The sequence below is a fragment of the Vibrio anguillarum genome (genome assembly GCF_001989995.2).
In the GTDB taxonomy this organism is placed as follows: Bacteria; Pseudomonadota; Gammaproteobacteria; order Enterobacterales; family Vibrionaceae; genus Vibrio; species Vibrio anguillarum.
The window spans coordinates 37758-63539 of sequence record NZ_JAHGUP010000001.1; the positions used below are offsets into that span (position 1 = coordinate 37758).

Sequence of the window (25782 nt, forward strand, 5' to 3'; positions counted from 1 at the left end):
TGAATGTGCGGCGCTGTGTAATGGAAAAAGATCTTGAAGACCAAACTGATTACCCGTGAGGGCTACAATAAATTAAAGGCAGAGCATGACCATCTTTGGCATGAAAAACGGCCAGAAATTACCAAAATAGTCACTTGGGCTGCTGGCCTCGGGGATCGCTCTGAAAACGCAGACTACACCTTTAATAAGCGTTTACTTCGCCAAATTGATCGCCGAATTCGTTTTTTGAGAAAATTTTTACCGGAAGTGACGATAGTTGATTATTCGCCTCAACAAGAGGGGAAAGTGTTTTTCGGTGCTTGGGTGGAAATTGAAAATGAAGCGGGTGATGTAAAGCGCTTTCGCATTGTGGGCCCAGAAGAGATTTACGGTGACGCGAAAGATTACATCTCCATCGATTCACCGATGGCGCGTGCTCTGCTGAAAAAAGAGGTTGATGACGAGGTGCAAGTGCCCACGCCCACCGGTATCAAAGAGTGGTTTATTAACTCGATTGAGTATGAAAAAGGGCAGTGAACGGAGTATTCGGTTATCCAAAATATTCCTCGGTCGCTCATTTTTCTCACCTCACTTGCTTCGCAACGCCTCTAACGGCTTTTTCAACACGGCGGGTAGCGAGTAGAGCAGCAGTAGCCGTAGGGCGTGGTTGATCATCACAAACGCGGGTTCCATGCCCAGCAGTAGGGCGACGGCGGTCATCGCTTCTACACTGCCGGGGACCCAAGCTAGAAGTAATACCACCCAAGATTTATCCAGCAGTAACGCAAACAAGCCAGACACGGCGACGGCGACCAGCAGACCAATCAGTGTAACCATGACACCTGCGCGCGAATAAGCCATGGCTTCGCGCAATGTGGTATCGGCAAGGCGTGCGCCAATCAAAATACCCAGCAGTGCGGTGGCGAATACCACCATCCATGTTGGAAGTTGTAGCGCAATGCCTGTCGAAAAACTATTGAAACTGGCCGTGACCAGCAGTGCCGCCAACATATAGGGCGCGGGAATGCCGAGCAAGGTCGAGCCTTTGCCCAGCAGTAGACTAAGCAGCGCAAGCGCAAAGAAAATCAACCACGCGTAAATCGTCAAACTGCTCTCAACGGGGGCAACGTCGGGCGTACTATTGGAGATGAAAAGGGCCAGTAGAGTGAGGATCATCAAGCGCACCGAGTGCGAATAAACCACTTTGGTTGAAGGAGTCTGGCTTGATTCGCTGATCACCAAAATCGCTGCCATCGCGCCCGGTACCGCACCGAGTAGAGATTCAAACGGTGACCAACCTTCTCTTTTGCGGAGCCAAAGAAAGCTGCTGGCGATCTGCAAGCTTAAGCAGCAAACCAAACCGATAATCACCGGTAGGGTTAAGGTTTCGCCCAGTTGACTTAAACTGATGGTCGCCCCAACGCTGATGCCGAGCACAATTTGCACCGTCAACAATAACCCGTTAGGAACGCGAATGGATAAGAGGCGTTTTTTATGCAGCACAATGACTAAAGCTGCGGCAATAAACATTTCAGAAAGCGGAATGGCGAGCAGGCTTCCCACACTCGCCGCAATGTGAATAAACAGAGTAAAAGAAGCTCTTTCGAACATTATGCCTTTCCTTAATAAATTGTGCAGCGTAAATGCCATCGCTCCTCTAGCACTTCACGTTGTAGTGCTTGCGTTTGGCTTTCTCCCGTATCGATATGACCGTCGGGGGATGATGATTTAGGCCATCGCAGGGTTTAAACGTGTCCAGCTTACTAACAATAATGCAGCGAATGCCAACCACACCAAAGTGGCACATACCAGTGTGCTGGTGAGAGGTAGCCAATAACTGAAGTAGTATACTGCCAACAGATATGCCGCATACGGGATAAGCGAGTAAAGGCCAAACAACGCGGTGGTGCGCAGGTCTTCCATCGTGCGTTCGGTGCCTACAATGTAATGCGCAATCAGAGCGAAGGTAGGAAACAGCGGTACAAGACCAGCAATAAAAAAGCTTTTGCTTTTGGAGAGCAGGGCGATGATCAACACGGCAAGCGCACCAAGCAGGCACTTGAAAAACAGAGCTGCCATGACATTTCCTTTTGTCAGAATAGATTAAGTGTTGCTCACTATAAATCACTGACAGGTTAACTAGAAATGTTCATTGATGGGTTTGTTATTTTCTATGCAACATTTCTTCAAATCCAAGTAAAATGGCCGCCACTCTTTTTATTCGGCGGCGTGTTGTATCATGCGGCTTGGTTGGGCAAAGATGAAATTAGGAAAACGGCTCACGCAGTTAGTACAGCAGATCAACCGCCACTACGATCATATTTGGGATTGCTGCTGCGATCACGGTTTGCTTGGCGCGGCGTTACTGAAGCGCTGTCCAAATAGTGTGGTGCATTTTGTAGATATTGTGCCAGCGTTGATTGAAAAGGTGACGCTTGATTTAACGCGCTATTTCCCTGCAACGGCGGCGTTACCGCGCTGGCGTACACATTGCCTTGATGTGCGCGATTTACCGCTTGATAGCCATTCTGGCTCGCATCTACTGATCATCGCTGGGGTTGGCGGTGATTTAATGAGTGAATTTATTGCCGCGCTGGTTGAGCGTTATCCGCATCGCTCGTTCGATTTTCTGCTTTGTCCTGTGCATCACGGCTACACCTTACGTGAACAGTTGATGACACTGGGTACGAGATTACAACAGGAACAACTGGTGGAAGAGAATCGGCGTATCTACGAGCTGCTGAACGTGCAGATTCATCCGCCTGCAGTACGAGGCAAAGAACCAAAATTACCACCCCTTAGTTTGGTTGGCGAATCGATTTGGCAAGTGGACAATGATGAGCAAAAAATGATTGCCCAGCGTTATCTGACGCAATTGCAACAGCATTATCAGCGTAAAGCGCAAGGCGGTGATGTTAGCGCGCAAAAGTGTTGGCAAGCCTATCAGCCGATTAATATCACTTGTCATGGAAATTTTAGCGATGGAAATAGCCCAATAGGCGGAGAATATGAAAGCACTTAATGATCTGAACTTGTTTGTCGAAACCGCACGCCAAGGCAGTTTTTCTAAGGCGGCCAACAGCGTATCGCTGACCACGGCCGCGGTCAGTGCCGCCATTCGCCGCTTAGAAGAGCAGGTGCAGTTTCCGCTCTTTGTCCGCTCGACACGTCATATGCGCTTAACCCAAGAGGGGGAGATTTTCCTCGCCAAAACTCAGACAGCCCTTGCCACGTTGCAAGAAGGGCTAGATCAGATAGCATGCGCGCGCGGTCAACTAGCGGGGAAGCTGCACCTCAGTGCCCCTTCGGATTTGGGGCGCAATTTACTGCTGGATTGGATCGATGAATTTATTGCCTTGCACCCGAACGTCATCGTTAAACTGGATCTCTCTGATCGCTTAGCGGATATGTATGCTCACCCGATGGATATTGCGATTCGTTATGGCCATCCTGCTGATTCCAATTTGGTTGCGATGCCGCTGTGTGAATCAAACGAGCGCGTGTTGTGCGCCTCGCCAGAATATTTGGCAACGCATCCACCTATCCTCCATCCTGACGATCTGCAACATCACAATTGTCTTTGTTATATGCTGGCCGACACGCTGCATAATAAGTGGGTTTTGAGCCGAGAGGGCGAAACGCAGAGTGTGGTAGTGCAAGGAAACCCCGCATGCAACGATGGTGACGTGGTACATCGATTGGCTGTTAAAGGCAAAGGCATTGCCAATAAGTCATTAATGGATATCAGTCAGGATATTATTGATGGGCGCTTAGTACGCATTTTACCGCAATGGGAAAGTGGGCCAGTGCCAATTTATATCGTGTGCGCAGACCGACGTTTGATCACCCCAACCATTCGCGCTTTTCAGGAATTTATTCGTGGAAAAGGCTGCCAGCAACGACAAGCGGTACTGACAGCCATCAAACAGCGTGAGGGTTAATCCCGCATTAGCCAACAAACGTTAGCGGGCGGATTTGTAGGTATTCCAATGCCTCTTGCTCGCTAAGCTGTTGTTGAAAGTGCTGAAAATGCGCACTCTGCTGGTGTTGTTGCAAGCTCTCCTCTGAGCACCAAATCTCCTGCATCAAGAATAACCCGTCAATCGAGTTATCACGATAGAGCTCATATTGGCAGCAGCCTGTTTCGTTGCGGCTTGGTTCAAGCAGCGCTTCAAGCATAGCTTGCACTCGCTCTATTGAGTCGGGAAGGGCTTTGATTTCGGCTAATAAGTGGATCATGACTTATAACTCAGTAAAGACGGTTTGCTCTGGCCAGCGAGATTTCGGCAGCTTGGCGTTAAAATCTTCTTCGCTGTGGTAACCGAGCGGTACAATCACTAAGCTGGTGAACCCTTTTTCAGTCAGGCCAAACTCTTGGTTGAGCACCTCGGCATCAAATCCTTCAATGGGGACAGCATCAATGCCCATCGCAGCCGCTCCGAGCAGCAGTGTTCCAACATTTAAATAAACTTGTTTTTGCATCCAGTGTTCGGCGTCATTGAGCGTTTCTCGATGCAAGTTAACAAAATAGCTGCGTCCGCCGTGCATGCCTGTTTTGGCTTCTTCATTGGCAAAGCGGCCATCTTTCTCTTCGTTTTCCAGCAGCGTCAATAAGTAGTTATCATCAATATCGGTTTTGGCGCAAAACACCATCACGTGAGACGCATCCAAAATTTTGCGTTCGTTAAAGGAAAATTGACCTTGCGCCGCTTTGGCGATACGCGTTTTGCCTTCCTCGCTAGCCGCCAAAATAAAATGCCAAGGCTGCGAATTGACGCTAGAGGCGCTCATGCGTACCAGTTCTTTAATATCAGCGACTTGCTGTTCAGTCAGTTTACGGTTGGTGTCAAACGCTTTGGTGGAATAGCGCGCTTGCGATGCTTGAACAATATTCATTTTTCCCTCCTAGGGAAGATAACATTCGAGATGGCGCTAAGATAACGGACTGAGTCCAAACAAGAAACCGCCTCTTGCTTAATTCATTTTCAAAAAAAATTTGATAATCCGAATTTGAAAACGCCCTAGCTTGCGGAAAAAGTTAGCACTATCTCATGATATTTCTGAATTAGCGCATACACTTAATGTGTACGGTAGATCATCATTAAGGGATATGGTCACTCACTAAGCGTTAATGATTGTCTAATATATTCAAAAGGTTACTTTGGCCGGAGAGTATGCATGACGGAGTGTAAGTGCGTTTGTTGGTTTATTCTCTTTTCTCTTTCCATCCCCTCGGCGTGGGCGGACATTGACTACGGGCCTGCGCAAAGCTATGTGCAATCGCCACTGCATACCAATAGCCTTTTTGCACAACTTCGCTCCGGCTTTTCGATGCAAGAGGAAGAAGTGGAGCTCTACACCAGCGCGACTATCGCCAGCATTTGGGCGATCACTCCCCACTATAGTTTGGATTATTACCAGAATCAGCTTGCAATGGGCGGTAAATGGCAGCTCACTTCGAAGTGGCAGGTTGAGTTTAATTATCGTTGGAACTTTGCTGCCAATAATCATTTAGATGGCTTAACACTTGCTTTTCATGACTGGTTTGGCATTGATCAAAATGGGCGTGAGGATGTCGATAACGATCGCTTCATCATTCAAATGCCAGAGTACGGCATTGATCAGGAAGCGTTCCGAGGCGAGACATTGAGCCGTGCGTTGACCAGTTATTTACAGTACCAGCTGGTGGATAAGTCTCATCACGGTTTGTCATTGGGAGTTTCACTCTATTACAACGATCCACACCATGGAATATTCAACCTATCCGAGTTTGAACAAGCGGTGCAGCTTAATTATGGCTACCGAAGAGGTAAGCATGCACTTGATACGCTGTTGGCTATCACCTTTCGCAACCCGACCAATGTACCAGGCCAAACACAGTATCATTCGAGTACTTGGTCGATGGGTACCAGTTATCGATATCAGTGGTTAGAACGCCATTATCTGATTGGGCAGGTCTCATTCTATCAAGGCCTTTCAACGGGGGAGGATGACTTTTCTAAACCATCGACCGAGTTTATTTTGGGGTATCGTTATCAAATGAGCCATTCAGCGATTGAAGTTACTGTGGTCGAAAATATGTTTAATGCCAACAACAGCACCGATATTGCCTTTGGTTTAGGCTATCGCTATCGTTTTGGCCGCTTTGATAAAGAGCCGAACTGACAAACGATGTCATCCGCTTAATGTCTAACAACGAAGCGCGACAAAAGACATAAACGTTAACAATTCTTTGCATGATTTTAGCCGCAACGGTGTTACATTTTACTCGCTCGGTTTGATATTGGCTGAAGCTCAGAATTAGGTGGGATCTCAGATGCAAGAAAACTATAAAATTTTAGTGGTGGATGATGATGCGCGTTTACGTGCATTGCTTGAGCGTTACTTGTCAGAGCAAGGTTTTCTGGTGCGTAGTGTCGCCAATAGCGAACAGATGGATCGCCTGCTCACTCGTGAAAACTTCCACTTAATGGTGCTTGATTTGATGTTGCCGGGTGAAGATGGTTTGTCTATTTGCCGCCGCTTGCGTAACGCCAATAACATGTTGCCGATTTTAATGCTGACCGCTAAAGGCGACGAAGTGGATCGTATTGTTGGCTTGGAGGTGGGTGCGGATGATTACCTGCCCAAACCGTTTAACCCGCGTGAACTACTGGCGCGAATCAAAGCCGTGCTACGCCGCCAAGTGATTGAAGCCCCCGGCGCGCCAAGTGCTGAAGAATCGGTGGTTGAGTTTGGTGAGTTTCGCCTGAATTTAGGTACCCGAGAAATGTTCCGTGGCGATGAGCCGATGCCGCTCACTTCCGGTGAATTTGCCGTATTGAAGACCTTAGTCACCAATGCGCGTGAGCCAATGTCGCGCGATAAGTTGATGAATATGGCAAGAGGGCGTGAATACTCCGCAATGGAGCGCTCGATTGATGTGCAAATCTCGCGTTTACGTCGCATGCTTGAAGTGGATCCAAGCAAACCACGCTACATACAAACGGTGTGGGGCTTAGGTTACGTCTTCGTTCCAGATGGTAAAGAGTCTTAAATTTCAATCAGCTCCTGTCGGTTAACCGACAGGAGCTTTTTTATCGCCTTTTTGATAGTACGTTCATCGCAGGTTTTCCTATGCGCATTCGCAGTTCCTTTACTCAATCGATTTTGCTCTTCTTTTCATTGCTGATCGCCAGCCAAGTGTATTCTTATTACGCCGTATTTAACTATGCTTTGATGCCCAGTTTGCAGCAGTTCAATAAGATTTTGGGCCATGAGATCAACCTAATGCTGGATGATGCGGCGAATAATACGTCAGCTCTGGGGATAGATGCTTTACAGCGTCGCCGAGTGTTAGAGCAGTTGGGTGTCACCATTCATGGTGAAGAGAGTGAGATGGCTCAAGAGTATCACGACGCCATCAGCATTGATTTGATGAGCGAGGAGATGAGCAATGAGCTCGGCTCGCCGACTGATGTGCGGATGATTTTGGGTAAAGAGAGTTATATTTTATGGATGAAAGTGGAGTCTTTCCCGGGTTCATTAATCCGCATTCCTCTCTCTGAGCTGCAAAAAGAGGATTTTGCGCCGCTATTTCACAATAGTTTGGTGATGGCGTTGCTGATCGTATTGGGGGGGTGGCTGTTTATTCGTCTGCAAAATCGTCCCTTAATTGCCTTAGAAAAAGCCGCCAAAGCCGTTGGCCGAGGTGAGAACCCGCCGCCATTGCCGCTCAAAGGCGCTTCTGAAATTCGCGCGGTGACGTTGGCGTTTAATCAAATGTCGAAAGGGATCCAAGCGCTTGAAGAGGATCGCTCATTATTGATGGCGGGGATCAGCCACGACTTACGTACACCGCTGACTCGTATTCGCTTAGCTACGGAAATGATGTCTCCAGAAGAGAGTTATCTAGCCGAAGGGATCATCAGTGATACGGAAGAGTGTAACGAGATCATCAGTCAGTTTATGGACTACCTTAAACCCGTCAATAAACAGACCTTTACCGCCGTTGATCTCAATGAGATCGCCAATGATGTCGCGACTGCCGAAGGGGGCTACGAGATCAAAATCGATGTCGCGCTGCATTTACCAATGCAGCCAGCCTTTGGCAATGCGATTGCCATTAAACGCGCGGTGAGCAACTTAGTGGTGAACGCCATTCGTTATGGTAATGGTTGGGTTAAGGTGAGCACGGGCAGTACCGCAGATAACAAAATGGCTTGGGTTTGTGTGGAGGATAATGGCCCGGGTATTGATCCTAGCCAAGTGAGTAAAGTGTTTGAACCTTTTACGCGTGGTGATACCGCGCGCGGCAGTGAAGGCACAGGACTTGGTTTGGCGATAGTGAAACGGATTGTTAGCCAGCATCATGGCAGCGTTGTGGTGAGTAACCGCAGTGAAGGTGGACTCAAAGCGCAACTGAGCTTCCCGACCAAATAGGGGCTTATTCACTAAATAACACAATGGGCTCAGTTGAGCCCATTGTGTTTGCGGTTTATGTCTTTTCGGCTGCTGACCGAAGTTTTTGGGCCCATCCATGCAATCAGTTGGTTTTGAGCTCTTCGAGTTCTTCTTCTTCGCGTGGCAATTTTTCTGGCAGTAGCAAGTTGAGCAAAATGGCGGTGATACCGCCAGCCGCTACGCCGGATGAAAAAATGCTCTTAATGAACTCGGGCATAAATTGCAGAATCTCTGGCTTTTGCGCAATGCCTAACCCCATCGAAAACGACAGCGCCATGATTAAAATCGCGCGGCGGTCGAGATCCACACGGGAAATAATACGCACACCCGCGGCTGCAATGGTGCCGAACATGACGATGGTTGCACCGCCAAGTACCGGTTCAGGAATCAATTGTACAAAGCTTGCCACGCCCGGGAACAGGCCGAGCAACACCAGCATGGCGGAAATAAAGTAACCCACATAACGGCTGGCAACCCCGGTGAGCATAATTACGCCATTGTTTTGGCTAAAGGTCGAGTTGGGAAAACTGTTAAAGACCGCCGCCAGCGCTGAGTTCAAACCATCAGCCAGCACACCACCTTTAATGCGCTTCATGTAAATCGGCCCTTTGACGGGCTCGCCCGACACTTCAGAAGTGGCGGTGATATCACCAATCGCTTCCAATGCGGTGATCAAGAAAATCAGTACCAGAGGAATAAAGAGTGACCAATCAAAACCTAAACCAAACTGCATCGGTATTGGTAGGGCAATCAGGGCAGTTTCACTCAGTGAATCAGTGTTCACCATCCCCATCAAGTAGGCCATGATGTAACCGATGAACATCGCAATCACAATCGATGCTACGCGAATGTATGGGTTACTTGAGCGGTTGAGCAGCACGATAAGTCCAAGCACGGTTCCCGCCAATGCCAGTTTGTCTAAGCTGCCAAAAGTGCCATCGCTGAGCGCAGCATAGCCGCCACCCATAGAAACTAAACCAACTTGTACCAGTGTTAAGCCTATCAGGGTGACCACAATGCCCGACACCAGCGGCGTGATCACGCGGCGCGCGTATTGCAGCACTCGTGATAATAGGATTTCAGCAAAAGAAGCGACTAAAATGGTGCCAAAGATCGCCGCCATCATAGTGCTTATATCTGCACCACCTGCTTTTAATGACAAGCCTGCGCCAATAATTGGCCCAAGAAAGTTAAAACTAGTGCCTTGGATAGAAAGTAAACCGGAGCCAATCGGGCCAATGGTGCGGATCTGGATAAAGGAGGATAAGCCAGATGCAAACAGCGACATGCTGATGATGGTGTTAGTCTGTTCGGCAGAAACACCAAGTGTTTGGCAAATAATGAGCGAAGGGGTGATAACCGCAACAAACATGGCTAGCAAATGTTGTAAAGCGGCGAAAATGGTTTGGGGTAGCGGTGGCCTATCGTTGAGTTGATAAACCAAATCAGACTTACGCGAAGCGTTGTGGATAGTCATACTGTTTTCCTAATGGTGCGTTGTTGTCTTAGCGTTCGCTGAGTGGGAGCACTAAGTGGAGCAGACACGTCATCTGTGATTGCTGTTAATCAGAATCTGCTCGGACTGGATAAGTGAGTAGTTCACTAAAAAAATTGGCGAAATTATAGAGGGTTTACGCAAGAAAGCAAACGTTTGCTTTGCTGTGTAAGGGAGAGGGGAATACAGAACGAACAATCTTATGCTTTGGCGTAGATGTCCTTCTCTCCTAACCAGCGATCGATAATGGCGGTCGCGTGGCTTGGATAATGGTCGTGTAAGTAGCGAGCAATGCGCTGTACTTCAGGAATTAAACGTTGGTCACGGACTAAATCCGCAATTTTGAAATCCGCGAGGCCGGTCTGTTTGGTACCAAGCAGCTCACCCGGACCGCGAATTTCTAAGTCTCGTTGGGCAATCACAAAACCGTCATTGCTCTCACGCAGTACACCCAAGCGTTTTTGCGCGGTTTTCGATAGTGGTGCATGGTAAAGCAATACGCAATGACTGGCGACAGAGCCTCGCCCTACGCGGCCGCGTAATTGGTGCAACTGTGCTAAGCCCAAACGCTCAGGGTTTTCGATGATCATCAAGCTCGCATTCGGCACGTCAACGCCAACCTCAATCACCGTTGTGGCAACCAGCAAGTGCAGTTCATTGTTTTTAAAGGCTTGCATCACCGCTTGTTTTTCGCTCGGCTTCATTCGGCCATGCACCAAACCGATTTTGACATCGGGCAGAGTGCGTTGTAGTTCTTGCGCTGTGTCGGCGGCGGCTTGCGCTTCTAGCACCTCAGACTCATCAATCAAAGTACAGACCCAATAAGCCTGTTTTCCTTCACTCAAACAGGCATGACGTACGCGCTCGACGATATCATCACGCTTTGTATCTGGGATTGCGACAGTTTGAATGGGCGTTCGTCCCGGTGGCAGTTCATCAATAACGGAGGTTTCTAAATCAGCGTAAGCAGTCATCGCTAAAGTTCGTGGGATCGGCGTTGCGGTCATGATTAACTGGTGCGGATACGCGCCTTGCTTCGCTCCTTTCTCACGCAGTTCTAAACGCTGGTGGACGCCAAAGCGGTGTTGTTCATCAATGATGACGAGCGCAAGGTGATGAAATTCAACTTGTTCTTGAAAAAGAGCGTGAGTACCCACTATCATTTTTGCCTCACCGCTGGCAATGCGAGCCAGTTCTGTTTCTTTCGCTTTGCCTTTTAATTTACCCGCCAGCCAGCCGACTTGGATGCCCATTGCTTCAAACCAGTTGGCAAAGTTAATCGCGTGCTGCTCGGCCAGCAATTCCGTCGGTGCCATTAATGCTACTTGATAGCCATGTTCGATAGCTCGTGCGGCGGCTAATGCCGCGACCAAGGTTTTCCCTGAGCCCACATCACCTTGTACTAAACGCATCATGGGGTGAGCTTGTGCCAGATCGGCTTCGATCTCTGTCACAACACGTGTTTGCGCTTTAGTGGGAGAGAAAGGCAGTTGTGCAAGCAGTTGTTGTTTGAGTGTGCCAGACCCAGCCAGTGGCAATGCGATATCTTGCTGGCCTTGATGGCGTACAGCCAGCATGGAGAGGTTTTGCGCCAACAGCTCTTCCATAATTAAGCGAACCTGCGCCGGGTGTTTCCCCTCATCAAACAGTTGCAGGTTAATGCCCGGTGGCGGCCGGTGAATGATGTGCAGCGCTTCAGAGAGCGTAATTTGGTGATCATATAACCCAGCAGGTAGCAGTTCTTGTACGGCGGCTTTGTCGAGTAAACTTAATGCTTGATCAGTGAGTGTGCGTAGCGTGAGTTGGCGCAGGCCATCGGTTGTTGGGTAAACGGGTGTTAAGTTAGCTTCGACATCTGGCTGTTGCTGAGGAGCATAAAATTTATAATCAGGATGAACAATTTCAAGGCCGAATCCACCACGCTTAATTTCACCGTAAGCGTGCACTAACTTACCTTCAGCAAAATTGTTTTTCATCCCAGCCGTAAAGTTAAAAAAACGCAGCGTAATGGTGCCGTTACCATCGCTTATTTTTACTGTGAGCATTTTGCGTTTGCCAAAAACCGTATCCACCGCCATGACTTTACCTTGCACGGCGGCCCAAAGCCCGGGATGCAATTTAGCGATAGGGTAGATCCGTGTGCGGTCCTCATAACGTAAAGGGAGATGGAACAGCAGATCTTGCACACTGATTAAGCCAACCTTTTCCAGTTTTTCAGCCACTTTAGCGCCCACGCCAGAGAGTGAGGTGAGAGGAATCGCGGACAGTAGCTGTGACATAACAGGGCTCATTAACAGTATCGTTATGTATTATTCAACCATCGAACTGTTTTTTTGTACAGCATAAAATCATGTAATGGTCGATAAGCGGCAGGCCATCGGCTAATTTGAATAGTGACGCCTAAAATGCAAGATGAGGTAGGGTATCGGAAAATAAAAAACCCCATGAGTGGTTAGCCGCAAGGGGTTTTATTTATTTGGATAGTTTAATTTTTCCGGCGTCGCACTTTCAGTGCATGAGGCATCACACGAATTTTTTTCATGATGTTTGCTAAGTGAATGCGATCTTTGGTGGTCAGCAGCACAGTAACAGTATACAAACGTCCATCACGCTCCTCGGTGGAGAGGCCATGAATGTTGGAACCTGTTTTCGAGATTACATTGGTCAGTTCCGCTAACGCACCTTGGTGGTTTTGCATGTCCACTTTCAGTTCGGTGATGAACTCTTGGTCGTAATCTTTAGACCACTCAACCGCCATGTAACGATCCGGCTCTTTTTGGTAGCCACGAACATTAGGGCAGGTTTCACGGTGCACCACTAAACCACGGCCCGGAGATACATGTGCAATGATGTGATCGTCTGGGATGGGGTGGCAGCAGTTAGCAAACGTGAGCAAAATACCTTCAGCGCCGCGGATCGGCAGTTTCTTTTTCGGTTTGCCATCATTGCTTTCCACTTCGGTCAGCTCATCAGCATCGCCAAGCAGACGACGCGCAATGACAATACTCATCAGTTCGCCTAAACCAATCGCGGCCAGCAGATCATCGACCGTGGCCATTTTAAGCTCACCAATCACATGCTTAATGTTCTCGTCACTGATGTCACTGAGTGAAAGATCACCCAGCGCGTGATTGAGCAAACGTCTACCAAGTGTGATCGATTCCTCACGGCGCATGGTTTTAAGCACTTGACGTATCTTAGTACGAGCGCGAGACGTGACCACATAGTTGAGCCAAGCGGCATTAGGGCGAGCCCCAGGTGCGCTGATGATTTCAATCGTTTGGCCGTTTTTCAGTGATTTACTTAACGGATAAGGGTTTCGATCAACACGAGCTCCAACACAGGTATTACCGACATCGGTGTGTACCGCGTAGGCAAAATCAACCGCAGTTGCCCCGACAGGCAGCTCAACGATGCGGCCTTTGGGGGTGAAGACGTAGATTTCATCAGGGAAAAGATCCGACTTAACGTTCTCAATAAACTCAAACGAGTTGCCAGCGCTTTGTTGTAGCTCAAGTAGGCTTTGCATCCAGCGCTGTGCTTTAATTTGCGCGGTGGTGCCAGTGCGTTCGCCATTACCTTTGTAAGACCAATGAGCAGCAACACCTTTGTCGGCCATCTGTTCCATGTCTTCAGTGCGGATCTGCACTTCAACTGGGACGCCGTGTGGGCCGACCATCGAGGTATGCAAAGATTGGTAGCCGTTCGCTTTGGGCACGGCGATGTAATCTTTCATTCGCCCCGGGCGAGGTTTGTACAAGCTATGAACTTGGCCTAATGCACGATAACAGGTATCTGCAGTGTCGACCACGACTCGAAAAGCGTAGATGTCCATAATGGTATGAAAGCGCTGCTCTTTGGTTTTCATCTTGTTATAGATGGAGAACAGGTTCTTTTCACGGCCGACCACGCGTGCTTTCAAACCGAAATCTTGCAAGCGGCCTTCAATTTCACTGTGGATGCGTTGGATCATCTCTTTGCGGTTACCGCGAGCGGATCTTACCACTTCTTTCAATACGCGATAACGATTTGGGTACAATGCTTCAAAGCCAAGCTCTTCTAGCTCAGTCTTGATGTTATGAATCCCTAAGCGGTGGGCAAGAGGCGCGTAAATCTCTAACGTTTCACGGGCAATACGACGCTTTTTATCCGGGCGCAATGCGCCAAGGGTACGCATATTGTGTGTGCGATCAGCAAGTTTGATGAGAATAACGCGAATGTCTTGCACCATTGCCAGCACCATCTTACGAAAGTTCTCGGCTTGGGCTTCTTTACGATCACGAAATTTCAACTTGTCGAGTTTAGAAACCCCGTCTACCAATTCCGCCACGGCGTGACCAAATTGCGCTTCAAGATCGTCTTTAGTGACATCGCAATCTTCGATGACATCATGTAATAACGCTGCTTGTAGCGTTTCCAAATCAAGGCGCATATCAGCCAAAATTCGAGAAACCGCAACAGGGTGAATAATGTAAGGTTCGCCGCTAGAACGGGTTTGCCCTTCATGGGCTTCACGTGCGACCACATAAGATTGACGCAGAGCCTCAATTTGAGGCTCTGTTAGGTATTCTTGGACAACGTCTTTAAGGCTATCAAATAGATACAAATTATAGGCCCGGAAGGTTGTTGAATTTGAATGGCAGAATTAACGGTTGTGAGCGATGCTGCTTACGGCGGCCAATTCTGCGGCTTCTTGCTCTTTCTGCTCTTGGCGCTCACGAGCATCAAGCACATCTTTCGTGATAAGACCTTCTTCGATTTCGCGCAGAGCGATAACGGTTGGCTTATCGTTCTCTTCTGGCACCAATGAATCTTTACCGCCAGTTTGCATTTGACGAGCGCGGCGAGCCGCAATCAGAACTAGGTCGAAACGATTGCCCACTTTTTCAACAGCGTCTTGAACAGTTACGCGTGCCATGAGAACTCCAAATAGTTAACTAAAAATTTTTAAATGACGAGAAAGTATACAGTCTAATCTTTGTTTATACTAGCGATAGACTTTGCCTTGTTTGAGCGGGTGATTATTCCGCCAGTAGCGCGTTGAGCATGCTGTTATATTTAGCAGCTTGCTTGTCTTGCTTCAATCGTTCAGCACGTAAAATAGCTCTGAAATCCATTAATGCCACATCGAAATCATCATTTATGATGACATAGTCGTATTCGGTGTAATGCGAGATTTCAGCTTGAGCTTCATTCATACGTTTAGCAATGACGGCTTCACTGTCTTGACCACGAGCATTCAAGCGGCGTTCCAATTCTTCTTTTGAAGGAGGAAGGATAAACACACTTTTTGCATCCGGCATTTTGTCGCGTATTTGACGCGCGCCTTGCCAGTCAATATCAAGAAAAACGTCAATGCCTTTGTTGAGGTTATTTTCAATCCATACCTTAGAGGTGCCGTAGTAGTTGCCAAATACTTCAGCATGTTCGAGAAATTCACCTTTAGTAATCAACTCTTCAAACAGCTCTTTTTGCACAAAATGGTAGTGAACACCATCTTGTTCGCCCGGGCGCATGCCGCGTGTGGTATGTGAAACAGAGACTTTCATCGCATAGGTTGGGTTGGTTTCCAACATCGCAGAGATCAAGCTTGATTTGCCTGCACCACTGGGTGCAGAGACGATATAAAGAGTACCTTTGCCCATCTGTTCTGTTCCACGTTAGGTTAGGATTGAATACTGATATTTGCGTCTATCAGCATGTTAAAAGATAGCACTGACCCAGAGAGTTTCATCCTAGAAAATGAAAATAAGGCCAGAAAAAATGGAGGCGAAGAGTAGCACGTTCCCATGGATGTCTACAACAAAAAGGTCGGCCTTTAGCTGTGAAAGGGAAATTTTAAAACGGTGATATTTTCTTCAATGGGTAAACGTTTGCTCTTATTTCAAGGCTTGTCGAGGAGAGGGATTGCTGTATAATCGCCCGCCGCTGAGCTCGTGATTTGGATATGATCGCGTGGTAAGCCTATAAATTAATGCAAGACTAATTCTTCGATTTGGGTTCCCTCGCCCCCAAAACAAACTAAAAAGGTACACAATGAGTTACTTTACCCTTGCGCAGCAGCGCAAAGCTTTGGCACTTTTAGTGCTATTTCATTTGATCATTATTGCATCAAGCAATTATCTGGTTCAGCTTCCCTTTACTGTATTCGGTTTACATACCACTTGGGGCGCATTTACTTTCCCATTCATTTTTCTGGCAACGGATCTCACTGTACGCATTTTTGGTGCAGCGTTGGCTCGTAAAATCATTTTCTTAGTGATGTTACCGGCTTTGATTGTTTCTTATGCACTCTCGGTGCTATTTTTTGAAGGTCAATTCCAAGGGCTTGCTCAGCTTCATGAGTTTAATCTGTTTGTTGCTCGTATTGCGATTGCCAGTTTTATGGCGTATTTGCTAGGGCAAATTATGGATGTGCATGTGTTTAATCGTCTGCGCCAGATGAAGCAGTGGTGGGTTGCGCCAACATGTTCTACGTTATTTGGTAATGCATTAGACACGGTCGCTTTTTTTGCGATTGCTTTCTATCAAAGCCCCGATCCATTCATGGCTGAACATTGGACCGAAATTGCCTTGGTCGATTATGGTTTTAAACTGGTGATCAGTTTAGGCCTGTTTGTGCCGATGTACGGTGTGCTGCTCAATTACTTGATCCGGAAGCTGACAGCGGTCAACCCTGATTTTCGAACCGTTGGGATCAATGCTCAGTAGTTGAAATGTTCAGTAGTGGAGTAGCAAGCTATTATACTAAGAAGATAGAAAATCAAAGCCCGAGCAAGTGCTGCTCGGGCTTTTTTATGTGTCTGCATCTTATAACTATGATGGGTCGATAATGAGTGGCCAACCAATGTCGCTTTGACGGTTTGCTTCAATATCCAGCTCGGCGGTGGTGAGAGGATTGGCCGCTAACCATTTGGCGGATAACCGAAGAGTCAGTTGGTCACCTTGAGCTTGCAGTGTAAATTTAGGCTGTAGTGCCTCGTTACGACGATGGCTGAGCAATACGGCAAGGCGCAGTAAACGTAACACCCGTTTGGCGCTGTTGCCCGACAGAGCGTACTGCTCTGGCAATGAAGAGAGCTGCTCGCGATAACGACGAGCAATTTCGCCTAGAAAGTGTTTCTGTGCACGGGTATAGCCGGGTAAGTCGAGGTTTTGTAACAGGTAGGCGCTGTGTTCACCGCCTTTTTTTAAATCAATCGCTAACCCTATTTCATGCAATTGTGCAGCGGTAGTGAGCAGCATTTCAGCTTGCGGTTCCGCAATCCAATCTTCCCCCCCACACTGTTTGAGCAGCGATTGGGCAAGTTGAGCCACTTGCTTGGCGTAGTCAACATCAATTTGATATCGCACCTGAACGCTATTGATGGTACGCGTTCGAATGTCATCTTGGCGCAGCTCTTCGACCATTTCATACACTAAGCCTTCACGCAATGCGCCGCCAGCTAAAGTCATCGATTCAATCTCGAGCAGTTCAAAGATGGCAATTAAAATCGATAGGCCACTTGGGAAAACTAACGCTCGCTCTAAAGTTAAGCCTTCAATATCAAGCTCTTCCAAGTGATCGGCGAGCATCGCTTGTTTTTGCAAGCGTTTTAGTTTGGTATGAGTGATCACCTCATCCATCCCTTGCGCTAACATAATTTCTTGCAACGCTTGTACTGTGCCACTGGCACCCACGCACACATCCCAACCTAACTGTGTGTACTGCTCAAGGATAGGCGCTAACGTCTGTTTTGCCGCATCGATCGCTCGATTAAAGTTAGCCGCGTTAAGCTGTCTGTCTTTAAAATGGCGCTCAAGCCAAGTGACGCAGCCCATTTTTAAACTGGTTAACGCTTTGGCATCGAACCCTTCACCAATGATGAGTTCAGTACTGGCCCCACCAATATCGACAACCAAGCGTCGTCCTAAGCCACCCGAAGTGTGAGCCACTCCTTTATAGATAGTTGCCGCCTCTTCTTCACCGGAAATAACCTGAATGGGGTGGCGGAGTATTTGGTTGGCTTGAGTTAAAAACAGCTCAACGTTGGTGGCTGTACGCAGTGTGGCAGTGCCAACAATACGGATATTGCTGGCGGGTATATCTTGTAGTCGTTCCGCAAATAAACTGAGGCAGTCCCATCCTCGCTGCATCGCTTCTTGGCTAAGAGCGTTGTTATCATCTAACCCGGCGGCCAAGCGTACTTTGCGCTTTATTTTGGCCATCGTTTGTACACTGCCATCAATATGACGCACGATGAGCATATGAAAACTGTTCGACCCAAGGTCGATGGCAGCGTAGAGCGGCGAGGAGACGGCTTTACTCATAAATGGATTACGAACCCTTATTACTTTGATGCGGTTGACGTGGGCGACGATTTTGTGGCTTACGGTTGCCAGTACGAGGGCCATTGTTATTAGTACGGCGCTGCTGAGGATTACGAGAACGCAGACGAATTGGCGGTGGTAAGTCTTCAATCAACGCCGATGCATCGTAATCAGAAACAGGAACCGCGTGCCCGGTATACTCTTCAATCGCGGTTAGGTTAATGGCGTACTCTTCACAGGCAAAACTAATCGAGTGACCACTCTCTCCTGCGCGACCTGTACGACCAATGCGGTGCACGTAGTCTTCACAGTCATCAGGTAAGTCGTAGTTGAATACGTGTGTGACTTGAGGAATGTGTAAGCCTCGCGCTGCCACGTCGGTTGCAACAAGAATGTCTACATCACCGGTAGTGAATTGCTCAAGGATCTTTTCACGTTTCTTCTGTGGTACGTCGCCCGTTAGCAAGCCGACACGGTGCCCATCTGCAGCTAAATGACCCCAAATAGAGTCGCAGCGGTGTTTTGTGTTGGCAAAAATGATGGCGCGATCTGGCCAGTCTTGTTCTATCAGTGTCTGTAATAGCGCCATCTTATGTTCGTTAGACGGGTAGAACAGCTCTTCTTGGATGCGATGGCCAGTTTTTTGTTCTGGTTCAACAACCACGTGCTCAGGGTTATGCATGTGCTCGAACGCCAACTCTTGAACGCGATAAGAAAGCGTGGCTGAAAACAGCATGTTCAGGCGCTCTTTAGGTTCTGGCATACGGCGAAACAGAAAACGAATGTCCTTGATAAAACCAAGGTCAAACATGCGATCAGCTTCATCTAGCACAACTGCTTGAATATTATTCAAGTTAAACACGTGTTGTTTGTAGAAATCGATGATACGTCCTGTTGTACCGATCAATATGTCGACACCATCTTGCAGCTTAGACAACTGCTTATCGTAGCTTTCACCACCGTAAGCCAGCGCGGCTTTGATGCCAGTGTTGGCAATCAGAGGTTCGGCGTCGTTATAAATTTGAATCGCTAACTCACGAGTCGGGGCCATAATAATGGCACGCGGCTGCGTCGGTTTTCGCCCTTCATGTTCAGGGGTTGTTAGTAAGTGGTTAAAAGTAGCAGCGAGAAACGCAAGCGTTTTACCAGTCCCTGTTTGGGCCTGGCCTGCAATGTCTTGGCCGGTGAGCAGTACCGGCAACGCCAAGGCTTGGATCGGGGTACAGTAATCGAACCCTTTTTTTTCCAATCCTTCAACAACTTGAGGATGTAATCCCAAATCGGCGAACTTTTGCTCTGTGATATGTGTCTTTTTCATCGCCATAGAATATCAGCTTAAGCTTGCAATACGAAAGTAAATACATTCCAATAGAGCATCTATTTACTGGTTAGCTTATAATCAGTGCAGAAAAACATATTGGAGTGGAAGATGAGCGATAAGATTTTGCAGCTTACAGATGATGGTTTTGAGAACGATGTAATCAAAGCTGCAGGCCCTGTTCTTGTTGATTTTTGGGCAGAATGGTGTGGTCCTTGTAAGATGATTGCACCAATTTTGGATGAAATCGCTAGCGAGTACGAAGGCAAACTGACTATCGGTAAATTAAATATCGACCACAACGCAGGTACTCCACCTAAGTTTGGTATTCGTGGCATCCCAACCTTGCTGCTGTTCAAAAATGGCAACGTCGCTGCAACGAAAGTTGGTGCGTTATCAAAAACTCAATTGAAAGAGTTTTTGGACGCAAACCTATAACAGGTATCGCAAAGCCGTACATTTTCTGATGCACGGCTTTGTTTTTTTGAAAAGAAACAAACTCTAGACTAGGCTATTATTTAGTGCTAGTTTATCGCACGTTAATTAGACAAGTGTTCACTTCTTGGTCGATCCTGAGACCAAAATCCATCTTAACTAGAAAATAGATCCTATTTTGACTAAACAAGTATCCACCACAATGAATCTAACAGAATTGAAGAACAGACCTGTGTCTGATCTTGTGAAACTTGGTGAGAGCCTAGGCCTCGAAAACCTGGCGCGTCTAAGAAAACAAGACATCATCTTCTCCATCCTAAAAGCGCACGCAAAAAGTGGTGAAGATATATTTGGTGATGGGGTCTTGGAAATTCTTCAAGACGGTTTTGGTTTCTTACGTAGCGCCGACTGTTCATATTTAGCTGGCCCTGATGATATCTACGTATCACCAAGCCAAATTCGCCGTTTCAACTTACGCACCGGTGACTCAGTATCCGGCAAAATTCGCCCACCAAAAGAAGGCGAACGTTATTTCGCATTGTTAAAAGTTAACACCGTTAACCACGACAAACCGGATAATGCACGTAACAAGATTTTATTTGAGAACTTAACTCCACTGCATGCCAATGAACGTATGATCATGGAGCGTGGTAATGGCTCGACAGAAGACATTACGGCACGAGTTCTAGACCTTGCCTCTCCGATTGGTAAAGGCCAGCGTGGTTTGATTGTTGCTCCGCCAAAAGCGGGTAAAACCATGTTGCTACAAAATATCGCGCAAAGTATTGCTAACAACCATCCTGATTGTGTGTTGATGGTGCTACTGATTGACGAACGTCCTGAAGAAGTAACGGAAATGCAACGCCTTGTGAAAGGCGAAGTGGTTGCTTCTACGTTCGATGAGCCAGCTTCACGTCACGTACAAGTGGCAGAAATGGTGATCGAAAAAGCAAAACGTTTGGTTGAGCATAAGAAAGATGTCGTTATCCTGCTTGATTCCATCACACGTTTAGCACGTGCTTACAACACAGTGATCCCGTCATCTGGCAAAGTATTGACTGGTGGTGTGGATGCCAACGCATTGCAACGCCCTAAGCGCTTTTTTGGTGCGGCTCGTAATGTAGAAGAAGGCGGTAGTTTAACGATTATTGCGACGGCACTGGTTGATACTGGCTCTAAAATGGATGAAGTTATCTACGAAGAGTTTAAAGGTACAGGTAACATGGAATTGCACCTTAACCGTAAAATTGCGGAAAAACGTGTCTTCCCTGCTATCGACTTCAACCGCAGCGGTACTCGTCGTGAAGAGTTGCTTACTAAACCTGATGAGTTACAAAAAATGTGGATTCTGCGTAAGATCGTTCACCCAATGAGTGAAAGTGACGCAATGGAATTCTTAATTGATAAGCTCGCGATGACGAAAACTAATGATGAGTTTTTTGATGCGATGCGCCGTCAATAATAGACGCTAAGTTTAGTATGACCAACGCCACCGTTTATCGGTGGCGTTTTTGTTTGCATTTGACCCATTAACCTTCCACAATAGGCCAAATGTTACAAGGAGGTTAAAATGCAACAAGGAATGTTGTCGTCGCTTCTCCTCTCGCTATTTTTATTTTGTGCGTGGCCAAGTGCTGCCTCTATAGAAATAACGTCTGATACAGCTCAAAAATGGCTTCAGGAAGAACAAATTCGCCATAAAAGTGCAGAGCTATTGCAGTACGCGGTACATGATGAATTTGATTCTTTGCGTTTTTCATTACAACGTTTAGCGCTATTACCGCAAGAAGCCGCACGTTTTCTGTTGCTGCAAAAAATCGAGCAGTTGGATCTCGCCCTAACGCCGAATATGGTGATATTCATTGAAGAGCAGCAAGCGCTTGCACCCACTTACCAAGTTGTTGAAAAAGAACAAGGCTATGAATTCTCAACTCCAGCTTTTGACTCTTCTGCGATAGCCAGCCGTTTATTAAAGCGTTGGCGGCAAGAACAAACCATTCTCGATTTCTTGGTGAAGGCGGAGCGCCAAGAGCTAGTACTGAAAACATGGTTGTCAGGGACTCAATATCAAGTAAAAATTCGCGAAACGTTACTGATCCGCGAGTTAGATACACTATCCCCAAGTGCTTTAGCTGCGCTCACTGAGCAACTGACATCAGAGCCAGTGACCGGATGGTTGCCTTCCACACAAGTGATGGTTCGATTAGCTCAAGTTAGTGAAGATCCTAAAATCTATAAACTCCTGTGGCTGATGCGGGTCGATTTCTCCATTCAGCAGGAACTCACACGATTAGCCAGCGTAAGCGATGAATTTGCGATAAAACAGATCATGGCCGCCAGTGAAAATCCAAGTTTAAAAGTACAAGCGATTAAGGCATTAGTTCGCATCAGCCCCATGCGTCCTGATATCCGCGACTTTCTGATAGCCAAAATGTCAATCAATGAAGAGGTCAATTTAGTGGCCACTGCTTTGGTCGAGCAAGGACACAGCCGCTGGCTAAAGGATTTACTGGTGAGTAATTCTCAGGTGAAAAGTCGTGGTATTTTGCAAGCCCTCTCTCAATAACCCTATGAAATTTGGGGATCGTTAATGGGTTGTTTTTGTTATACTGCCTGCAGTTTAATCAGCGATGTAGTAGGCCTATGAGCTTTAAGGATTTACGTGAATTTGTTGACCATCTGGAAAAAACAGGCCAACTAAAACGCATTACTTGCCCGATTGACCCTCATTATGAAATGACGGAAATTAGCGACCGCACTTTGCGTGCCGCAGGTCCTGCCTTGCTATTTGAAAACCCGATCGGTTATACGGTTCCCGTGCTCACTAACTTGTTTGGCACCGCAAAACGCGTCGCGATCGGCATGGGGCGTAAAGAGGTCCAAGAGTTAAGGGAAGTCGGCAAATTACTGGCTTATCTCAAAGAGCCTGAGCCACCACAGGGCTTCAAAGATGCTATCGATAAATTGCCTTTATTTAAGCAAGTGCTCAACATGCCAACCAAACGACTACGCAAGGCTCCTTGCCAGGAGATTGTTTGGCAGGGCAACGATGTTGACTTAGACAAAATCCCAGTGATGAGTTGTTGGGCCGATGATGTTGCTCCTCTTCTGACTTGGGGGCTGACCATCACTAAAGGGCCAAACAAGAAGCGACAAAATCTCGGGATTTATCGCCAACAGAAACTCAGTAAAAACAAAGTCATTATGCGTTGGTTGGCGCATCGTGGTGGTGCTCTAGATTTAAGAGATTGGATGGACACTCACCCCGGAGAGAATTTCCCAGTTTCAGTGGCTTTTGGTGCTGATCCTGCAACCATTTTAGGCGCGGTGACACCAGTGCCAGATACGCTTTCTGAATATGCTTTTGCGGGATTGCTACGAGGCAGTAAAACAGAAGTGGTTAAATCGCTCAGTAATGATCTAGATGTGCCTGCTAGTGCGGAAATTGTGCTGGAAGGCTACATAGATCCAAACGAATATGCTGACGAAGGGCCTTATGGTGATCACACGGGTTACTATAATGAAGTTGAAAAGCATCGTGTCTTTACGGTTACGCATATCACAATGCGCAGCAATCCTATCTACCATAGCACTTATACCGGACGCCCACCTGATGAACCAGCTGTACTTGGTGTTGCGTTAAATGAAGTGTTTGTACCTATACTCCAAAAACAGTTCCCTGAAATCGTCGATTTCTATTTGCCGCCGGAAGGTTGTTCTTATCGAATGGCGGTGGTGACGATGAAAAAGCAATACCCTGGTCATGCAAAGCGAGTCATGATGGGAGTTTGGTCGTTCCTTCGCCAGTTTATGTACACTAAATATGTGGTGGTGTGCGATGAATCAGTCGATGCTCGTGATTGGAATTCAGTTATCAATGCAATGACAACACATATGGACCCAGTCCGAGACACTTTATTCATCGAACATACACCGATTGATTCACTTGATTTTGCCTCTCCAGTGGTGGGGCTAGGCTCCAAAATGGGCTTAGATGCTACCATTAAATGGGATGTTGAGAGCGACGGTACAAGACAACAGTCATCACCATCAACGGCTCCTCAGATCAAAGCTGAGCATTTGGATCAGCTTAGAGCACAGCATTCTGAGATTGTTGATATCTATTTAGTGCCATTTTCTAATGATGGTTTCTTGATTGTATCCATGAACAAAGCGTTCGCTGGTCAATCTCAAGAGCTGTTAAAAAAGATATGGGCATTTTTAGAGACATTTTCAAACCTGAAGTTTGTTGTGCTCTGTGATGATGATGTGAATATCCGAGATTGGAATGATGTGATTTGGGCGATAACCACGCGCATGGATCCGTCTCGGGATACTGATCGTATAGAAGCTAATGAAGGGCAATGTTCCAAGCTCCTGCTGGATGCAACCAACAAACTCTCTGGTGAAGTTCAGCGAGAGTGGGGGACTCCAATCCAAAAAGATCACGAGGTCGTCACCAAAATAGACTCGCTCTGGGATGAGCTAGGTATTTTATGACTTATACAGTGATCTTGCTGCCGAAAGGCGATACTTTTGAAGTGCAAGACGGTACAACGGTGTTGGAAGCTGCGCTCAACAAGAACATCTCTTTTCCACACCGTTGTCAAATAGGTGCATGCGCTATGTGTATGTGCAGAAAATTAGAAGGTGTAGTGGAATATAACTTAGAACCTATGTTGACTGACGAAGAGCAGCGACAAGGTTGGATATTCCCTTGCCAAGCCTTTGCAACAAGTAACTTAGTACTTACTTTTGCAGAGTAAGTCAGAGGAAAAACATGACCACCCAATGTAAAGTAAAGTCAATTGAGCCATTAGCCTCTAATACTTATAAAATCATCCTCCAACCTGAAAGTGTTCTTGCATTTAAAGCTGGGCAATATCTCATGGTAGAAATGGGTGAGAAAGATAAACGTCCATTTTCTATCGCAAGCAGCCCTTGCCGTACTGGTGAACTAGAGTTGCACATTGGTGCCGCCGAGCACAATGCTTATGCACAGGAAGTGGTTGAGAAAATGAGAACGGCATTAAGCAACAAGGGTTTAGTCAATATAGATGCACCTCATGGTGATGCGTGGGTAAAAGAAAATGAGCGCCCTCTACTACTCATTGCTGGAGGAACAGGTTTTAGCTATGTACGCTCGATTTTAGATCACTGTATTAGCCAAAAGAAAAGTAACGCTATCTATTTGTACTGGGGAGCAAAAGACGTTTACCAACTCTATGCAAAAACAGAACTGAGTGAGATTGCTCAGCAATTTGAGAACATCCACTTTGTACCTGTTGTTGAAACGGCTGATGAAAGTTGGAATGGTAAAGTTGGCAATGTACTCCAAGCGATCAATGATGATTTCGAGTCGTTAGAAGCGTACGACATTTATATTGCAGGTCGTTTTGATATGGCTGGAGCAGCAAGAGAACAGTTTACCCAATACAAAAATGCAAAAAGCGATCACATGTTTGCTGATGCCTACGCTTTTATTTAAGATCGAGAGAGATTAAAGCCTATCAAAAGAGAGCGAAATGCTCTCTTTTGACGCTTTGTGGCTGCTATTTAAACAAAATAGATGTTTTTCTTATTTTTTATTAAAAACCGCTTGCACTCATCTTCGTTCTCCCTATAATGCCGCCTCACTGACACGGCACAGCCAGTAAGGGTTCAAGCCCAACCAGCAGCCAACCAGTAGGTCAAATCGGTAAGACGAAATAATGTAAAAAAGTGTTTGACACTTTTCATTATCTCGCTAGAATGGCCGCCTCTTCAAAGGAAGCCTCGGCAAGCCAGAGAAGAACGCTCTTTA

Annotated in this window: 25 protein-coding genes; 13 read left to right on the forward strand and 12 right to left on the reverse strand. The window is 46.9% G+C overall.

All coding sequences use genetic code 11. The features are described 5' to 3' along the window. Positions 1-33 precede the first annotated feature (33 nt). Positions 34-516 (forward strand): transcription elongation factor GreB, encoded by a 483-nt coding sequence (gene greB, locus PL85_RS00170; protein ID WP_010319306.1) that lies wholly within the window; start codon positions 34-36, stop codon positions 514-516. Positions 517-567: 51 nt separating this feature from the next. On the opposite strand, the gene PL85_RS00175 is transcribed toward greB, so the two are convergent. From PL85_RS00175 to PL85_RS00185, 3 genes are read right to left on the reverse strand one after another with little or no spacing between them, the layout of a single operon-like run. Next, positions 568-1590, reverse strand: coding sequence for an AbrB family transcriptional regulator (locus PL85_RS00175; protein ID WP_115339447.1), 1023 nt, complete (start codon positions 1588-1590; stop codon positions 568-570). A gap of 11 nt (positions 1591-1601) precedes the next feature. Then, a complete protein-coding gene (locus tag PL85_RS19065; RefSeq protein ID WP_160117746.1) occupies positions 1602-1721 on the reverse strand; it encodes an NUDIX domain-containing protein in 120 nt (39 codons plus the stop codon). After that, positions 1708-2058: a GlpM family protein gene (locus PL85_RS00185; protein ID WP_017048724.1), complete on the reverse strand. Its 351-nt coding sequence runs from the start codon at positions 2056-2058 to the stop codon at positions 1708-1710. The genes PL85_RS19065 and PL85_RS00185 overlap by 14 nt, the downstream gene beginning before the upstream one ends. 181 nt (positions 2059-2239) lie before the next feature. On the opposite strand from PL85_RS00185, the gene PL85_RS00190 reads away from it, so the two are divergent. Continuing rightward, positions 2240-3001 carry a tRNA (adenine(22)-N(1))-methyltransferase gene (locus tag PL85_RS00190; RefSeq protein WP_174223814.1) on the forward strand — a complete coding sequence of 254 codons (762 nt, stop codon included), beginning with the start codon at positions 2240-2242 and terminating at the stop codon, positions 2999-3001. Next, on the forward strand, positions 2988-3920 hold the full coding sequence (locus PL85_RS00195; protein WP_115339449.1) for a LysR family transcriptional regulator: 933 nt from the start codon (positions 2988-2990) through the stop codon (positions 3918-3920). The genes PL85_RS00190 and PL85_RS00195 overlap by 14 nt, the downstream gene beginning before the upstream one ends. Positions 3921-3927: 7 nt before the next feature. On the opposite strand, the gene PL85_RS00200 is transcribed toward PL85_RS00195, so the two are convergent. Next, positions 3928-4218 carry a putative quinol monooxygenase gene (locus PL85_RS00200; protein ID WP_013855414.1) on the reverse strand — a complete coding sequence of 97 codons (291 nt, stop codon included), beginning with the start codon at positions 4216-4218 and terminating at the stop codon, positions 3928-3930. 3 nt (positions 4219-4221) lie between these two features. After that, entirely contained in the window at positions 4222-4875 is a 654-nt protein-coding gene (gene nfsB / locus PL85_RS00205) for an oxygen-insensitive NAD(P)H nitroreductase (RefSeq protein WP_088731492.1), read from the reverse strand. 282 nt (positions 4876-5157) lie between these two features. On the opposite strand from nfsB, the gene PL85_RS00210 reads away from it, so the two are divergent. The 3 genes from PL85_RS00210 to envZ all read left to right on the forward strand — a co-directional run bounded on the left by PL85_RS00210 (position 5158) and on the right by envZ (position 8400). Next, the gene (locus tag PL85_RS00210) at positions 5158-6144 is read left to right on the forward strand and encodes a DUF3187 family protein (protein WP_115339450.1); all 987 of its coding nucleotides are present in this window, start codon (positions 5158-5160) and stop codon (positions 6142-6144) included. A 151-nt stretch (positions 6145-6295) separates the two neighbouring features. After that, complete coding sequence (gene ompR / locus PL85_RS00215; protein ID WP_010319303.1) at positions 6296-7015, forward strand: osmolarity response regulator transcription factor OmpR; 720 nt, start codon at positions 6296-6298, stop codon at positions 7013-7015. Positions 7016-7095: 80 nt separating this feature from the next. Next, positions 7096-8400 carry a two-component system sensor histidine kinase EnvZ gene (envZ, locus tag PL85_RS00220; RefSeq protein WP_115339451.1) on the forward strand — a complete coding sequence of 435 codons (1305 nt, stop codon included), beginning with the start codon at positions 7096-7098 and terminating at the stop codon, positions 8398-8400. 103 nt (positions 8401-8503) lie between these two features. Here envZ and PL85_RS00225 read toward each other — a convergent pair whose 3' ends face one another. The 5 genes from PL85_RS00225 to gmk all read right to left on the reverse strand — a co-directional run bounded on the left by PL85_RS00225 (position 8504) and on the right by gmk (position 15561). Beyond that, entirely contained in the window at positions 8504-9898 is a 1395-nt protein-coding gene (locus tag PL85_RS00225) for a uracil-xanthine permease family protein (RefSeq protein WP_115339452.1), read from the reverse strand. 218 nt (positions 9899-10116) lie between these two features. Beyond that, the gene (gene recG, locus PL85_RS00230; protein ID WP_026028451.1) at positions 10117-12195 is read right to left on the reverse strand and encodes an ATP-dependent DNA helicase RecG; all 2079 of its coding nucleotides are present in this window, start codon (positions 12193-12195) and stop codon (positions 10117-10119) included. Between the two features lie 206 nt (positions 12196-12401). Continuing rightward, entirely contained in the window at positions 12402-14522 is a 2121-nt protein-coding gene (gene spoT / locus PL85_RS00235; RefSeq protein WP_017045712.1) for a bifunctional GTP diphosphokinase/guanosine-3',5'-bis pyrophosphate 3'-pyrophosphohydrolase, read from the reverse strand. Between the two features lie 39 nt (positions 14523-14561). Continuing rightward, a complete protein-coding gene (gene rpoZ, locus PL85_RS00240; RefSeq protein WP_013855406.1) occupies positions 14562-14834 on the reverse strand; it encodes a DNA-directed RNA polymerase subunit omega in 273 nt (90 codons plus the stop codon). A 103-nt stretch (positions 14835-14937) separates the two neighbouring features. Next, on the reverse strand, positions 14938-15561 hold the full coding sequence (gene gmk / locus PL85_RS00245; protein WP_017044367.1) for a guanylate kinase: 624 nt from the start codon (positions 15559-15561) through the stop codon (positions 14938-14940). A gap of 391 nt (positions 15562-15952) precedes the next feature. Between gmk and PL85_RS00250 the strand changes: the two genes are divergently transcribed. Further along, positions 15953-16627, forward strand: a complete 675-nt coding sequence (locus tag PL85_RS00250) for a 7-cyano-7-deazaguanine/7-aminomethyl-7-deazaguanine transporter (protein WP_026028324.1) — start codon at positions 15953-15955, stop codon at positions 16625-16627. A gap of 105 nt (positions 16628-16732) precedes the next feature. On the opposite strand, the gene gppA is transcribed toward PL85_RS00250, so the two are convergent. Beyond that, on the reverse strand, positions 16733-18226 hold the full coding sequence (gene gppA, locus PL85_RS00255; RefSeq protein ID WP_115339453.1) for a guanosine-5'-triphosphate,3'-diphosphate diphosphatase: 1494 nt from the start codon (positions 18224-18226) through the stop codon (positions 16733-16735). Between the two features lie 7 nt (positions 18227-18233). Next, positions 18234-19544 (reverse strand): ATP-dependent RNA helicase RhlB, encoded by a 1311-nt coding sequence (gene rhlB / locus PL85_RS00260; RefSeq protein WP_115339904.1) that lies wholly within the window; start codon positions 19542-19544, stop codon positions 18234-18236. 111 nt (positions 19545-19655) lie between these two features. Here rhlB and trxA point away from each other — a divergent pair, with 111 nt between their 5' ends. The 6 genes from trxA to fre all read left to right on the forward strand — a co-directional run bounded on the left by trxA (position 19656) and on the right by fre (position 25467). Beyond that, complete coding sequence (gene trxA, locus PL85_RS00265; protein WP_010319293.1) at positions 19656-19982, forward strand: thioredoxin TrxA; 327 nt, start codon at positions 19656-19658, stop codon at positions 19980-19982. A 199-nt stretch (positions 19983-20181) separates the two neighbouring features. Continuing rightward, a complete protein-coding gene (gene rho, locus PL85_RS00270; protein ID WP_010319292.1) occupies positions 20182-21441 on the forward strand; it encodes a transcription termination factor Rho in 1260 nt (419 codons plus the stop codon). 108 nt (positions 21442-21549) lie between these two features. Further along, positions 21550-22545: a hypothetical protein gene (locus PL85_RS00275; RefSeq protein WP_094124150.1), complete on the forward strand. Its 996-nt coding sequence runs from the start codon at positions 21550-21552 to the stop codon at positions 22543-22545. Positions 22546-22622: 77 nt separating this feature from the next. Further along, positions 22623-24479: a 4-hydroxy-3-polyprenylbenzoate decarboxylase gene (gene ubiD, locus PL85_RS00280; protein ID WP_029189858.1), complete on the forward strand. Its 1857-nt coding sequence runs from the start codon at positions 22623-22625 to the stop codon at positions 24477-24479. Then, a complete protein-coding gene (locus PL85_RS00285) occupies positions 24476-24745 on the forward strand; it encodes a 2Fe-2S iron-sulfur cluster-binding protein (RefSeq protein ID WP_013855397.1) in 270 nt (89 codons plus the stop codon). The genes ubiD and PL85_RS00285 overlap by 4 nt, the downstream gene beginning before the upstream one ends. Before the next feature lie 14 nt (positions 24746-24759). Then, the gene (fre, locus tag PL85_RS00290) at positions 24760-25467 is read left to right on the forward strand and encodes an NAD(P)H-flavin reductase (protein ID WP_088720732.1); all 708 of its coding nucleotides are present in this window, start codon (positions 24760-24762) and stop codon (positions 25465-25467) included. Positions 25468-25782: the final 315 nt, after the last annotated feature.